Here is a 15,040-nt window from a genome sequence, read left to right on the forward strand (position 1 = left end):
GATGAAAACTTAACCAGCTTGGTTAGGTTTTTATTTTACCTTTATTCTTCCTTGATAGTGATGATAGCCCATCACCAATCTTTTTCTTTGTCCTCCCTTGCAAAATCTCAGTGTTTTCGATATAATTAACTGGTTAAGTAAATGGAGAAAGCAATGCTAGAACTAGAAGAACAAGTCAATCAATTGATTAATCAAATCGTGCTCAAGTCTGAAAATCAGCATGAGCTCCTTATTGGTCAGTGCCGTAGTCAAGTCAAATTGACTAATACTCAGGAACATATTCTCATGCTTTTGGCTGAGGGTCGCAAGACCAATTCGGAGTTGGCAAAGACCTTAAATGTCAGTCAGGCTGCTGTTACCAAGGCTGTTAAAACCTTGGTCAAAGAGGGTATGTTGGAGGCTAAGAAAGACAAGGATGATGGGCGCGTGACCTACTTTGTCTTGACACAAGAGGCTCACCCCATTGCTCAGGAGCATGAGGAACACCACCAAGAGACCTTGGGGGTTTATCGGTCTGTATTGGATCAGTTTGATAATCAAGAGCGTCAGGTTATTGGACGTTTCTTGACAACATTAGCAGAAAAAATCGAGGAATAAGATGCGCTATATTACAGTTGAAGGACTGAGCTTCCAGTATGATGCGGAGCCCGTTCTGGACAATATTCACTATCATTTGGATTCTGGGGAGTTTGTAACCCTGACTGGGGAAAATGGAGCGGCCAAGTCAACGCTTATCAAGGCTACCCTCGGAATTCTCAAGCCTAAGAAGGGAACTGTAACCATCTCTGAAACCAATAAAGATGGTAAAAAGCTTCGTATGGCCTATCTTCCCCAGCAAATTGCCAGCTTTAATGCAGGTTTTCCGAGCACGGTCTACGAGTTTGTGAAGTCTGGCCGTTATCCTCGTAAGGGGTGGTTTCGTCGTTTGACGAAGCACGACTTGGAACACGTTCAACGTGCCCTTGAGTCTGTAGGTATGTGGGAAAATCGTCACAAGCAAATTGGGCGTCTCTCAGGTGGCCAGAAGCAACGTGCTGTTATTGCTCGTATTTTTGCCTCAGATCCAGATATTTTTGTCTTGGATGAGCCAACGACGGGTATGGATGCAGGGACAGCTAATACTTTCTATGAACTCATGCACCACTCGGCTCACAAGCATGGCAAGTCGGTCTTGATGATTACCCACGACCCAGAGGAAGTCAAAGAGTACACAGACCGTAATATTCATCTGGTTCGTAATCAGAAATTGCCTTGGCGTTGTTTCAATGTTCATGAAAAGGATGGAGAGGAGCACAGACATGATTAGTGAATTATTAGCCTATGATTTTATGCAACGTGCTATTCTCGCCGTGATTGCTATCAGTATATTTTCTCCGATTTTGGGGCTCTTCTTAATTCTTCGTCGTCAGAGTCTGATGAGCGATACCTTGAGTCACGTGTCCCTAGCTGGGGTGGCTGTTGGGATTTTCTTGGGACAATCAACCACTTGGATGACTCTTGTGGTTGTGGTTATTGCCGCTTTGGTTTTGGAATATCTCAGGGTCAGTTACAAGCATTATATGGAGATTTCAACGGCTATCCTCATGTCAATGGGATTGGCAGTGGCTCTTATTCTTAGTAACAAGGCGGGTAGCAGTAGCATGAGTCTGGATAGCTATCTTTTTGGTTCTATCATCACCATTAGCTCTGAACAGGTCTATGCCCTCTTTGTTATTGCGGCTATTGTACTGGTCTTGACCTTACTCTTTATTCGTCCTATGTATCTTTTAACCTTTGACGAGGACACCGCTCATGTGGATGGCTTGCCAGTTCGTCTCATGTCTCTCCTCTTCAATATTGTGACAGGGATAGCGATTGCCCTGATGATTCCAGCAGCAGGGTCACTTTTGGTTTCCACCATCATGATTCTTCCAGCAGCTATTGGTATGAAAATAGGTCAAACCTTTAAATCTGTCATTTTCTGGGCTATTGGTATTGGTTTGGTTGGCATGCTCTCTGGTATTTTTATTTCCTATTATTGGGAAACACCAGCTAGTGCCACTATTACCCTTATTTTTATCGCCTTCTTTGGTCTGGTATCAATCTTTGAACCTCTCTTAAAAGCAGAATAGATAATAGAAGAAAAGGGCTTGAGAAATCAAGCTCTTTTTGTGATATACTAAAGTGGTTTTTGAGAGAAGTTAAAATAAGAATGGTAGCCTTCTAGGCAGAAATGATGATTATATCTCTCTGGTATCCACTATCATTTGTAATAGTAACAAAAAAGGAGAAAACATGGAAATCTTTCTAACGAGTATATCGGGAATCCTAGTCATTTTGGGTATGATTTTAGTGGGATTCGTAATGGGTGAAAAAGGCTGGTTTGACGACAAGTCACGTGGTCTTATAGCTAAGCTAGTCACTCAAATTGCCCTTCCTTGTTATATGCTCTATACGATTACACAGCGTTTCACAGCGGCAGACCTACTTAAAATGTTGCCGGAATTGCGTTTTCCTACACTTTCTATGGTGATTTTACTCGGGATTGCGACAGCGGTGGCTAGAATTTTTGCAGTGAAAAAGGAGCGTCGTGGTCTCTTTATTTCCATGTTTTTTAATTCGAATACCATTTTTGTGGGGCTCCCTATCAATCAAGCCCTCTTTGGCGACGCTAGTATCCCCTATGTTCTTATCTATTATATGTGCAATACGACCTTTTTCTGGACCTTGGGGACCTACCTCATCCAACGTGATGGGGAAGGAGACGCTGAATTTGATTTAAGAACAAGTCTGAAAAAAATCTTTTCCCCCCCTCTAATGGGCTTCATGTTAGGCCTTATTATTGTTATCCTCCATATTAAATTACCAAGCTTTTTAGCCAGTGACTTGCAGTATTTAGGTAGTTTGACGACTCCTCTATCTATGATTTTCATCGGTTTGTCAGTATCCAATGCAGGTGTCAAGCAGTTGGTTCTTAAAAAGGACCAGTTACTGATTTTGCTGGGACGCTTTGTGGTTGCTCCTCTCTTGATGGCTACCATCGTATATTGGGCACCCCTCCCACCTTTGATGAAGCAAGTTTTTATCATCCAGTCGGCTATGCCTGTCATGACCAATGCTCCAGTCGTTGCTAAACTATATGGGGCTGATAGTGATTACGCTGCTGTCATGGTTACTGAGACTACCCTTGCTACCATGATTGTTATTCCAATTTTGATGGTTCTTATGGCTTAAAAAAAATCAAGTAACCCCGGTTTTTCTGAGTTTTTTTAAATTTGTAAAAAAATTCAAAAAAAGTTTACGAAAACGCTTTACAAATTCTAAAAAGATGCTATAATAATTACATAAGTTATGCAAACGTTTGCATCAAACGTAGGAGGAAATGAAATGAATAAGCTAAAAGAAAAATTTGGCTTTGAGTTCTGGCAAAAATTCGGTAAAGCCCTCATGGTTGTTATCGCGGTTATGCCAGCAGCAGGTCTCATGATTTCTATCGGTAAAACGATTGCCATGATTAATCCAAACATGGCACCACTCGTTATTACAGGTGGATTTATTGAGCAGATTGGTTGGGGGGTTATTGGTAACCTTCACATCTTGTTCGCCCTTGCCATTGGTGGTAGCTGGGCTAAGGAACGTGCAGGCGGTGCCTTTGCGGCAGGTCTTGCCTTTATCTTGATTAACCGTTTGACTGGTTCAATCTATGGTGTTACTTCAGATATTCTTGCTGATAAGGCTGCTACAGTCCACACCATTTTTGGTCAATCAATCAAGGTGTCTGACTACTTCATCAGTGTTTTGGAAGCTCCAGCCCTTAACATGGGTGTGTTCGTAGGTATCATCTCTGGTTTCATCGGAGCTACTGCCTTCAATAAATACTATAACTTCCGTAAATTGCCAGAAGCTTTGTCATTCTTCAATGGTAAACGTTTCGTACCATTCGTAGTTATTCTTCGTTCAGCTATTGCAGCTATCGTTCTTGCTATCGTATGGCCAGTTATTCAATCAGGAATCAATGGTTTTGGTATGTGGATTGCCAGCTCAAAAGAAACTGCTCCAATCTTGGCACCGTTCTTGTTCGGTACATTGGAACGTCTTCTCTTGCCATTTGGTCTTCACCACATGTTGACTATCCCAATTAACTACACTCAATTGGGTGGTACTTATGAAGTCTTGACTGGTGCTGCAAAAGGTACTAAGGTATTGGGTCAAGACCCACTCTGGCTCGCATGGGTTACTGACCTTGCAAACCTTAAAGGTGCACATCCAGAACAATATAAACACCTTCTTGAATCCATTACACCAGCCCGCTTTAAAGTTGGTCAAATGATTGGTTCATTTGGTATCTTGATGGGTGTGGTGGTAGCTATCTACCGTAACGTTGATGATGATAAGAAACATCAGTACAAAGGTATGTTGACTGCAACTGCGCTTGCAACATTCTTGACAGGGGTAACAGAGCCTATCGAGTATATGTTCATGTTCGTAGCTACTCCACTTTACATTATTTACGCATTTGTACAAGGTGCTGCCTTTGCAATGGCTGATATCGTTAACCTTCGTGTTCACTCATTCGGTTCTATCGAATTCTTGACACGTACACCACTCGCTATTAACGCTGGTTTGGCGATGGATATCGTTAACTTCATTTGGGTAACTGTACTCTTTGGTGTTATCATGTTCTTCATCGCAAACTTCATGATTAAGAAATTTGATTACGCTACACCAGGACGTAACGGTAACTATGAACAAAACGATGATGCTCCTGCAGAATCTGCTGGATCAGCAGGTGCTGGAACAAGCTCAGCAAGTTCACAAGTTATCAACATCATCAACCTTCTTGGTGGACGTGCTAACATCGTCGATGTTGACGCATGTATGACTCGTCTCCGTGTTACTGTTAAAGACGCTGAAAAAGTCGGAACTGAAGCTCAATGGAAAGCTGAAGGCGCTATGGGTCTTGTTATGAAAGGTCAAGGTGTCCAAGCTATCTACGGTCCTAAAGCTGACGTATTGAAATCTGATATCCAAGATGTACTTGATTCAGGTGAAGTTATCCCTGAAACACTTCCAAGTCAAATGACTGCTGTTCAAAAAGCAGAAGCTAAATTCAAAGGTGTTACTGATGAAGTGCATTCAGTCGCTGATGGTCAAGTTATCAACATTGAAGATGTTAAAGACCCAGTATTCTCACAAAAAATGATGGGTGACGGTTTCGCTGTAGAACCAGAAAACGGTAAAATCGTTTCACCAGTAGCTGGTAAAGTGACAAGTATCTTCCCAACTAAACACGCTCTTGGTTTGGTAACTGACAATGGTCTTGAAGTTTTGGTTCACATCGGACTTGACACTGTCAGTCTTGAAGGTAAACCATTCGACGTTAAAGTTACTGAAGGTCAAACAGTTGCTGCAGGTGACCTCTTGGTTGAAGCAAACCTTGATGCTATCCGTGAAGCAGGTCGTGCAACATCTACAGTTGTTGTCTTTACAAATGCAGATGCAATCAAATCAGTTAAAGTAGAACATACAGGTAAATTGGCTGCTAACGCTCCAGTTGCAAAAGTAGAACTTTAATTTGCTAAACGATAAACAAGCAGACAGCCCTTGGGCTGTTTTGTTTGTAAATGACCCTATGTCATTTCTAGATGCAAGTCAGAAGAGGGATAAACTTATGAAATTTCTAACTTTAAATACGCACAGTTGGATGGAAGAAGATGCAGAAGGGAAGTTCCAAACCTTAAAGGAACAGATCCTAAAGGCTCAGTATGATATTATTTGCTTCCAGGAAGTTAACCAAGAAATAGAAACTTCTGTTGTGGAAACGGATGCTTACTATCATGCACTTCCATCAGCAACACCAATCCACCAAGATCACTTTGTCCGTCTTCTTGTGGAAAAGTTAGCTGAAGAAGGGCTTCAATACCATTGGACTTGGGCCTATAATCACATTGGTTATGATCACCTTAATGAGGGGGTTGCCGTCTTGTCACGTCAACCATTGACAGCGAGTGAAATCTTGGTTTCAGATGTTGATGATCCAACTGACTACCATACACGCCGTGTAGCAGTTGCTGAAACTACTGTAGATGGCCGAGAAGTTGCTGTTGCTAGTGTTCACCTTTCATGGTGGGACAAAGGTTTCCAAGAAGAGTGGGCACGTATTGAGGAACGTTTCAAAGCTATTGGGAAACCGCTCATCCTAGCAGGTGACTTTAACAACCCAGCAGGTCGCGAAGGGCATAAAGCCATTTTGGTTAGCTCGCTCAATCTTCAAGATAGTTTTGAAGTAGCTAAAGAAACAACCGGTAGCTATACAGTTGGACCAGGTATCGATGGCTGGAAGGGCAATGAAGAGCCTTTACGTATCGATTATGTTTTTGCTAGCCAAGATTGGACAGTAGAGCGCCTTAGTGTGATTTTTGATGGCAATAACCAACCTTTGGTAAGTGACCACTACGGTCTTGAAGCAGAATTAACATTTAAGTAGAAACTGTATCCTATTATGACCTAATAAGGGTAAAAAACATTGTCAAAAGACAAATAAAAGAGTAAACTAGAAGCTATAATTGAATTTTTATAAGGAGAGACTAATGGCTCATATTACATTTGATTATTCAAAAGTTTTGGATAAATTTGTAGCACCACACGAAGTGGACAACCTTCAAGCACAAGTAACAGTAGCAGACGAAATGATTCGCAAAGGAACTGGCCCAGGGGCAGACTTCCTTGGATGGCGTGACCTTCCAGAAAACTACGATCGTGAAGAATTTGATCGTATTTTGAAGGCTGCTGAAAAAATCAAAGAAGAAAGCGATGTTTTGGTTGTTATCGGTATCGGTGGTTCTTACCTTGGTGCCAAAGCAGCCATTGACTTCTTGAACCATCACTTTGCTAACCTTCAAACAAAAGAAGAACGCAAAGCACCACAAATCGTTTACGCTGGTAACTCAATTTCATCAACATATCTTGCAGACTTGCTTGAGTATGTTGAAGATAAAGACTTCTCAGTTAACGTTATCTCTAAATCAGGTACAACAACTGAACCAGCTATCGCTTTCCGTGTTTTCAAGGAACTCCTTGTTAAGAAATACGGTCAAGAAGAAGCAAACAAACGTATCTACGCAACAACTGACCGCCAAAAAGGTGCAGTTAAAGTTGAAGCAGATGCTAACGGTTGGGAAACTTTCGTTGTTCCAGATGACATCGGTGGACGTTTCTCAGTATTGACAGCTGTAGGTCTCTTGCCAATCGCAGCTTCAGGTGCTGATATCAAAGCCCTTATGGAAGGTGCTAACGCTGCACGTAAAGAGTACTCTTCATCTAAAATCTCTGAAAATGAAGCTTACCAATACGCTGCACTTCGTAATATCCTTTACCGTAAAGGTTACACAACTGAAATCTTGGCAAACTACGAACCATCACTTCAATACTTCTCAGAATGGTGGAAACAATTGGCTGGTGAATCTGAAGGTAAAGACCAAAGAGGTATCTACCCAACATCAGCAAACTTCTCAACAGACTTGCACTCTCTTGGACAATTTATCCAAGAAGGTACACGTAACCTCTTTGAGACAGTTGTTCGTGTGGAAAAACCACGTAAGAACGTGATTATCCCTGAATTGGAAGAAGATCTTGATGGACTTGGTTACCTCCAAGGTAAAGATGTTGACTTTGTTAACAAAAAAGCAACAGACGGTGTTCTTCTTGCACACACAGATGGTGATGTGCCGAACATGTTCATCACTCTTCCTGAACAAGATGCCTTTACATTGGGTTACATCATCTACTTCTTTGAAATTGCTATCGCCCTTTCAGGTTACTTGAATGCTATCAACCCATTCGATCAACCAGGTGTAGAAGCATACAAGAAAAACATGTTCGCCCTTCTTGGTAAACCAGGATTTGAAGAACTTGGAGCAGAACTTAACGCTCGCTTGTAATTCTCAGATAAGATCAGCTTTGGCTGGTCTTTTTTTATCCATTTGTAGTTAAAACTTTCCATTGATTATTTCTTGTAGGTTAATTTACGAATTTTTCTTTTAAACGTTTTGGACTGGCTAGTTGGGCTTTGTGGCTCTTTAATTTAGAAATAATTGTTGTTATAATTAGTTCAAGCATAGGAGGATGGATCATGATTGGACCTGTGGAAATGGGTGCTTTGTTGAAAAAAATTCGTTTATCAAAGAATTTGACATTGAAAGAACTTGCTAGTGATTATTTATCAGTATCTTTCCTATCAAAATTTGAACGTGGAGAATCTGATATCTCATTATCTAGATTTTTTCTTTTGTTAGATAAATTGGATGTCAGTATTGAAGAGTTCTATGGTATTTTATCTCAAGATAATCCAACTCATACTGAAAAGTTATTAGAAAGTGCTAGTAAGGCTTATTATCAAAACGATATTTTATTGTTACAGAAGTACGCTGGAGAAGAGCGTCATAAATTTGAGCTCACACAAGACAAATCATTTCTCTATAACAGTATTATGCTAGAATCTTTTTTGGTAAGTGTTTCAAATAAAGAAGTTGATGAAAATAAGGTAAGGGAATTAACAGACTATCTTTTTAGCATTGAACAATGGGGAAAAAGAGAGTTAATCATATTAGGAAATAGTATGTCGTTTATTTCCACCCAGACACTTAATGTTTTGACCAAGGAGATCGTGTATAGAACTAGCCTTTTTGGAAAGAGCGACTCAAATCAAAGAATTCGACTTAGTCTCCTTATTAATGCAGCTTATGAATTTTTACGACGTGATGAATTAGATTCTGCGAAATACTATTTAGATTTAGTCAATGATATTGGAATTCCTGAGGTCCTCTTATATGAAAGACATGAGTTGATATTTGTAATGGGGTTCTACTTGATAAAGTCGGGTGAAGTTGCTGAAGGAAGAAATCTAATTGAGGGGTGTTTAGAAACTCTTAGGACTTTAGGTGCGGAAAATTTATTGCTTACTAAGGAATCAGAGTATCAAGAGTTGCTAAATTCCACTATATGACAATTTTATAGAGTGAGTTAAAAAATAGAATAAACTAAGACCATAGTACAATATCACTATGGTTTTTAATTTTCAATGGATATATGGAGTTCCAATGTCTTCAATTTTCCAACTGACTAAATACCAAGGTGATTTAGATTGTGAGGAAATCTATGAGAACCTATATTCTTAAATACAAATATGAAAATTTAGTTCATATCTTACTGTTAGCGTTGAATGCTGCTATTTTCGTGAGTGCTTCGGTAACCTTGGCTTTAATGACTAATCAGCTGGTATCGAAGCGAATCCAATCCTTTTTAGCTTTATTAGCTTTAGAGGTAGGGCTTTACGTTGTTTATTTAGTTTTAAATTATATTATTGCTGTAAATCAAACAAAACTAATTCAGAAAATGACTTTGTCTATTCGTCAGTCTTATCTTAGTAAAATTATTCACCATTCTTTTAGTGAATTCAGAAAGAGTGATATTGGAGAGCATCTCTCAGTATTAAATAATGATATCCAATTGATTGAATCAAATGGCTTTACAAGTATTTATGCCCTTTGTTCAACAGTATTCACTACTTTGTTTTCAATTATTGCCTTATTAAGTTATGATGTAAGGATTGTTCTTCTAGCCATTTTTTTGACTTTATGTCTGACTTATCTTCCCAAACCATTTACCAATAAAATGCAGAAATCAATGGAGATATTTTCCAAAGCGAATGAGGAGCTTGTTTCTGGAATAAGCGATCAGTTGTATGGATATGCGGATGTTTATTACGCCAGTCGTAAACAGATATTTCTTAGACAAGTGAGGTCCATTGTTGAGAAATATATTGTACAAAAAATTATTTTTACAAAAAGAAAGACTAGCACTGAGACGCTGATGGCTTTATTTTCAGTTATCGCCCAGATGTTGATACTTCTTCTAACTGGTTTGTTAATTATTTTTGGAAATATTACTGTTGGAACCATTACCTCAGTAGGACAGATATCAGGTAATATTTTTAACTCTCTATCCACCATTAATCAGCTGCAAGTGACCATTAAGTCTGTCAATCCTATCTTAAAAAAATTTCACGATTTTCCAGAGGGTCCAAAGACTTGTATAGCGACAATTCAGGATGTTCATTTTGAGAATGTAAGTTATCATTTTGGAGAGAAGGCTATTTTTGAGGGATTCACCCAAACCTTTAAAAAAGGAGGCAAGTATGCTATTACTGGATGCTCAGGTAGTGGGAAGTCAACCCTGCTTAATATATTCCTAGGCAATCTTAAAGATTACGAGGGAACAATCTTGTTTGGAAAATTGGAGTCAAAAGAGATTGATGAGAACTCAATCGTGTCTAAATGTGCCTATGTTGGGAGTCAAACTCATATCTATAATGATACCTTGAGGAACAATCTAACTCTTTGGAATGAAGTTATTACTGATACGCAGATCAAGGAAGTTCTTGAAAGAGTTAATCTTTTATCTTTCTTAAGTCGTATAGATGAGCAAGTAAGCGACGGTAGCTTTTCGGAGGGTCAAAAACAAAGAATAGGCCTGATAAGAGCGTTTTTAAAAGGAAGTTCTGTTGTGATTTTTGATGAAGCCACTGCAAATCTTGACCATAATAATGCTACTCGTATTGAGCACCTTTTATTAAGTGATCCTAATATCACTTATATCACGGTTACCCACCATCTTATAAAGGGAAATGAACCATATTTTGATAAGATTATTCGTTTGGGAGAGGGGACTGAGTAAATGTTTCATATGATAAATGCTTAGGATTTATTTCAATTTTACTAACGGCAGTCAAAGTGCTATAATGTAAGGGATTGTGAATTTAGCAAGCTTTGCTATTTTCAAAAAAGAAAAAACAAATCAGAGATACAAATCTCTTAGAAGAGGTGAATCCCATGGGACGTAAATGGGCTAATATCGTTGCTAAGAAAACTGCTAAAGATGGTGCAAACTCTAAGGTTTACGCTAAGTTTGGTGTCGAAATTTATGTGGCTGCTAAACAAGGTGAACCAGATCCAGAATCAAACTCAGCTTTGAAATTTGTTTTGGAGCGTGCTAAACAAGCGCAAGTGCCAAAACACGTTATTGATAAGGCCATTGATAAGGCTAAAGGTAACACTGATGAAACTTTCGTTGAAGGACGTTATGAAGGTTTTGGACCAAATGGTTCTATGATTATCGTAGATACTTTGACTTCAAACGTTAACCGTACAGCTGCTAACGTACGTACTGCCTTTGGTAAAAACGGTGGTAACATGGGTGCTTCAGGTTCTGTTTCATACATGTTTGATAAAAAAGGTGTTATCGTTTTTGCAGGTGAAGATGCAGACGCAATCTTTGAACAATTGCTTGAAGCAGATGTAGAAGTTGAAGATGTAGAAGCAGAAGATGGTACTATCACTGTTTATACTGAGCCAACAGATCTTCACAAAGCTTTGGAAGCTCTCCGTGCTAACGGACAAGAAGAGTTCCAAGTGACTGAACTTGAAATGATTCCACAAACTGAGGTTACTCTTGAAGGTGAAGACCTTGAAGTTTTCGAAGGACTTATTGATGCGCTTGAAGCAGACGATGATGTTCAAAAGGTATATCACAACGTAGCAGATATGTAATCTCATTCAGCACTTTCCGTCATAAGGAAAGTGTTTTTATGTGGTCTGTCTAAGGATTTGTCTTGCTTGTCCTGACTTAATCTGATATAGTAGTAGCCAAGTGAATTATTGGAGGAATACGAAATATGAATATGATGCTAGTTTTGGCCATTTATGTGGTCGCAATTGTTGCTTATGTGGCTTTCAGCCGTCGTCGCCAAGCAAAGGCCCAGGAAGATCGTTTTGCAGGTCTTGCTAAGGGTGCTGAAGTTGAAACAATTGGTGGTTTGATTGCTGTTGTTGATGAGATTGATAAAGAGAATAACCGTATCGTTTTGGATGCAGAAGGTGTCTTCTTGACCTTTGATTTGAGTCGTTCAATCATGAAAGTGATTACGCCAGCACCAACTACAGAGACAGCAGAAACAACTAAAAAGACAATTATCGAAGAAGATTCAGCAATTGAGTCTTCTGATGAAAACTAAGTTGTATATATTAGACTAGGTTAAATCCTAGTCTTTTTGTGTTTTCTAATCTTATCGGTATTAAAAGCTGTTCAGAACCCCTGAAAATGTGGTAAAATAAAGGGTAAACTATATTTAGAGGATATTCCATGTTTAAATTTAGAAAAAAATCTCATCAAGAGGTTCTAGACAATATTCCCAACCATATTGGTATTATTATGGATGGAAATGGCCGTTGGGCTAAAAAGCGTCTACAACCACGTGTGATGGGGCATAAGGCTGGGATGGACGCCTTGCAAAAGGTAACTATCGAAGCATCACAACTTGGAGTTAAGGTATTGACAGTCTATGCCTTCTCAACTGAAAACTGGTCACGCCCACAAGATGAAGTAAAATTCATCATGAATTTGCCAGTTGAATTTTTTAACAAGTATGTACCAGAATTAGACAAAAACAATGTTCGTATTTTGACAATCGGAGATAACAGTCGTTTGCCTAAGGAGACTTTAGATGCTCTTGAAAAGGCAGTTGAGCAGACGAAACATAATTCCGGTTTGGTTCTTAATTTTGCACTGAACTATGGTGGTCGTGCGGAGATTGTGTCTGCTGTTCAAGCGATTGCTAAAGAGGTTGAAGCAGGAAAACTCAGTCCTGAAGCTATTGATGAAAATCTCATTGCTAAGCATTTGATGACAGATAAATTGCCTTACCTCTATCGTGATCCAGATTTAATTATCCGTACGAGTGGCGAGCTTCGTCTTAGTAATTTCTTGCCTTGGCAATCTGCCTATAGTGAGTTTTACTTCACAGATGTTTTCTGGCCAGACTTTGACCAGCAGGGGCTACGTCAAGCCATCTCTGACTACAATAAACGTCACCGTCGCTTCGGTGGTGTCTAGAAAGGACCTCTCATGCAAGAACGTTTAATTGGTGGGGGTGTGGCAGCAGCCATTTTCCTCCCATTGCTCTTTATCGGCGGTCTTCCTTTCCAACTTTTAGTTGGGGCTATGGCCATGGTTGCGGTGTCTGAGATGCTTCGCATGAAGCACTTGGAGATTTTCTCTATCGAGGGTATTTTATCAATGGTGGCAGCCTTTATCTTGGCTGTACCGATTGATCGGTATTTTATCAGTCTTCCAACAAATGCTAGTGTGACAGGTTTCGCTGTTATTTCATTTTTGATTCTAGCAGGGACTGTCCTTAATAGCGACCACTATTCTTTTGATGATGCAGCTTATCCAATCGCATCTGCCTTTTATGTTGGTTTTGGTTTACAAAATCTCATTGCAGCACGTTTGGATAGTTGGGAAAAGGTTCTCTTTGCCCTTTTTATTGTTTGGGCAACGGATATTGGGGCTTACCTCTTTGGTCGTCAATTTGGTCAGAATAAATTATTGCCAAAAGTATCACCAAATAAGACTATTGAAGGTAGTGTCGGTGGTATCTTATCAGCAATCATTGTGGCTCTTATCTTTGGTTTGATTAACCACGGAGTTTATGCCCCTCATAACTTCTTCTGGTTGCTTATCTGTACGATTCTCTTTAGTATCTTTGGTCAATTTGGTGATTTGGTTGAATCAGCTATTAAACGTCACTTTGGCGTTAAAGACTCAGGCAATCTCATTCCTGGGCATGGTGGTATTTTGGACCGTTGTGACAGCTGGATTTTCGTTTTCCCAATCATGCACTTCCTAGGACTTTTTTAAGAGTGGGGGTGTCTAGATGAAAGCTATTATTACCTTTTTACTGATTTTCTGTGTGATTGTCGTTTTCCATGAGTTTGGTCATTTCTTTTTCGCCAAACGTTCAGGAATTTTGGTTCGTGAATTTGCCATTGGTATGGGACCGAAAATTTTTGCACACACTGGTAAGGATGGTACCGTTTATACTATCCGTATCCTCCCTTTGGGTGGTTATGTCCGTATGGCTGGTTGGGGTGAAGATACAACTGAGATTAAAACAGGTAGTCCTGCTAGTCTAACGATTGGATCAGATGGTAAGGTAAGACGTATCAACCTTTCGAATCGCCAGGTTGACCAGACGGCTTTACCTATGAACGTCACTGCCTATGATTTGGAGGATAAGTTAACCATTACAGGTCTAGTCCTAGATGAGACCAAGACCTATGAGGTTGACCATGATGCCACTATCGTTGAGGAGGATGGTACAGAACTTCGTATCGCTCCTAAGGATGTCCAATATCAAAATGCTAGCATTTGGGGACGCTTAATTACCAACTTTGCTGGTCCTATGAATAACTTCATTCTTGGGGTGCTTGTCTTTATTATCTTAGCCTTTGTTCAAGGTGGTGTTCAAGACACATCAACCAACCGTATTCAGGTGGCTGATGGTGGTGCTGCTCAGGTAGCAGGCTTGAAAAATGGTGATGCCATCGAGGCCATCAATAAGGACAAGGTTACTGATTGGGACAGCTTGAAGGAAGCATTGACAGAGAATACTCAAAAATTCTCCAAAGGTGACAGCCTTTCTGTGACGGTTAAGAGAAGTAACGGTCAGGAAGAAACGATCTCTGTTAAACCTAAGGAGAGTCAAGGTAGCTACTTTTTGGGTGTTTCTCCTGCCTTAAAAACAGGTCTAAAAGATAAGATTTTTGGTGGTTTCCAAATGGCTTGGGAAGGGGCCTTCAAAATTCTCGTGGCACTCAAGGGGCTTATCACCAACTTTAGTTTGAATAAACTTGGTGGACCGGTTGCCATGTTCCAGATGTCTGCCCAGGCTTCAGAAAGTGGCTTGATTTCCATTCTTAACCTTATGGGGATGCTATCAATTAACTTGGGAATTTTCAATCTTATCCCAATTCCAGCCCTTGACGGTGGAAAAATTGTTATGAATATTATTGAAGCCATTCGTCGTAAACCACTTAATCAAGAAATTGAAAGCTATATTACACTTGCAGGTGTTGCTATCATGGTTGTTCTTATGATTGCAGTCACTTGGAATGATATTATGCGCGCTTTCTTTTAATTAGAAACAAAGAAACGAAAGGAAGTC

14 protein-coding genes are annotated in these 15,040 nt (G+C 39.7%); all 14 read left to right on the forward strand.

Annotation, left to right across the window (positions count from 1 at the left end):
- Positions 1-153: 153 nt before the first annotated feature.
- The gene (locus tag NYE32_RS00890; protein WP_080611595.1) at positions 154-597 is read left to right on the forward strand and encodes a zinc-dependent MarR family transcriptional regulator; all 444 of its coding nucleotides are present in this window, start codon (positions 154-156) and stop codon (positions 595-597) included.
- 1 nt (position 598) lies between these two features.
- The gene (locus NYE32_RS00895) at positions 599-1,306 is read left to right on the forward strand and encodes a metal ABC transporter ATP-binding protein (RefSeq protein ID WP_014633656.1); all 708 of its coding nucleotides are present in this window, start codon (positions 599-601) and stop codon (positions 1,304-1,306) included.
- Complete coding sequence (locus NYE32_RS00900) at positions 1,299-2,111, forward strand: metal ABC transporter permease (RefSeq protein ID WP_037598920.1); 813 nt, start codon at positions 1,299-1,301, stop codon at positions 2,109-2,111. Before NYE32_RS00895 ends, NYE32_RS00900 begins: the two co-directional genes overlap by 8 nt.
- A 163-nt stretch (positions 2,112-2,274) precedes the next feature.
- The gene (locus NYE32_RS00905) at positions 2,275-3,213 is read left to right on the forward strand and encodes an AEC family transporter (RefSeq protein WP_339157049.1); all 939 of its coding nucleotides are present in this window, start codon (positions 2,275-2,277) and stop codon (positions 3,211-3,213) included.
- A 153-nt stretch (positions 3,214-3,366) separates the two neighbouring features.
- Complete coding sequence (locus NYE32_RS00910; RefSeq protein ID WP_339157050.1) at positions 3,367-5,553, forward strand: PTS transporter subunit IIBC; 2,187 nt, start codon at positions 3,367-3,369, stop codon at positions 5,551-5,553.
- 97 nt (positions 5,554-5,650) lie between these two features.
- Positions 5,651-6,466, forward strand: coding sequence for an endonuclease/exonuclease/phosphatase family protein (locus tag NYE32_RS00915; RefSeq protein ID WP_201709566.1), 816 nt, complete (start codon positions 5,651-5,653; stop codon positions 6,464-6,466).
- A 103-nt stretch (positions 6,467-6,569) separates the two neighbouring features.
- A complete protein-coding gene (locus NYE32_RS00920) occupies positions 6,570-7,919 on the forward strand; it encodes a glucose-6-phosphate isomerase (protein ID WP_002883580.1) in 1,350 nt (449 codons plus the stop codon).
- Between the two features lie 191 nt (positions 7,920-8,110).
- A complete protein-coding gene (locus tag NYE32_RS00925; RefSeq protein WP_339157051.1) occupies positions 8,111-8,983 on the forward strand; it encodes a helix-turn-helix domain-containing protein in 873 nt (290 codons plus the stop codon).
- Between the two features lie 152 nt (positions 8,984-9,135).
- A complete protein-coding gene (locus NYE32_RS00930; RefSeq protein ID WP_339157052.1) occupies positions 9,136-10,713 on the forward strand; it encodes an ABC transporter ATP-binding protein in 1,578 nt (525 codons plus the stop codon).
- Between the two features lie 155 nt (positions 10,714-10,868).
- Positions 10,869-11,585, forward strand: a complete 717-nt coding sequence (locus NYE32_RS00935; RefSeq protein WP_002883635.1) for a YebC/PmpR family DNA-binding transcriptional regulator — start codon at positions 10,869-10,871, stop codon at positions 11,583-11,585.
- 125 nt (positions 11,586-11,710) lie between these two features.
- Positions 11,711-12,049: a preprotein translocase subunit YajC gene (locus NYE32_RS00940; protein ID WP_022496558.1), complete on the forward strand. Its 339-nt coding sequence runs from the start codon at positions 11,711-11,713 to the stop codon at positions 12,047-12,049.
- Between the two features lie 128 nt (positions 12,050-12,177).
- A complete protein-coding gene (locus NYE32_RS00945; protein WP_037598927.1) occupies positions 12,178-12,927 on the forward strand; it encodes an isoprenyl transferase in 750 nt (249 codons plus the stop codon).
- Positions 12,928-12,939: 12 nt separating this feature from the next.
- The gene (locus tag NYE32_RS00950) at positions 12,940-13,734 is read left to right on the forward strand and encodes a phosphatidate cytidylyltransferase (protein WP_037598929.1); all 795 of its coding nucleotides are present in this window, start codon (positions 12,940-12,942) and stop codon (positions 13,732-13,734) included.
- Positions 13,735-13,750: 16 nt separating this feature from the next.
- A complete protein-coding gene (gene rseP / locus NYE32_RS00955; RefSeq protein ID WP_037598930.1) occupies positions 13,751-15,013 on the forward strand; it encodes an RIP metalloprotease RseP in 1,263 nt (420 codons plus the stop codon).
- Positions 15,014-15,040 lie beyond the last annotated feature (27 nt).

Source organism: Streptococcus sp. FSL R7-0248, from assembly GCF_037967965.1.
GTDB lineage: Bacteria > Bacillota > Bacilli > Lactobacillales > Streptococcaceae > Streptococcus.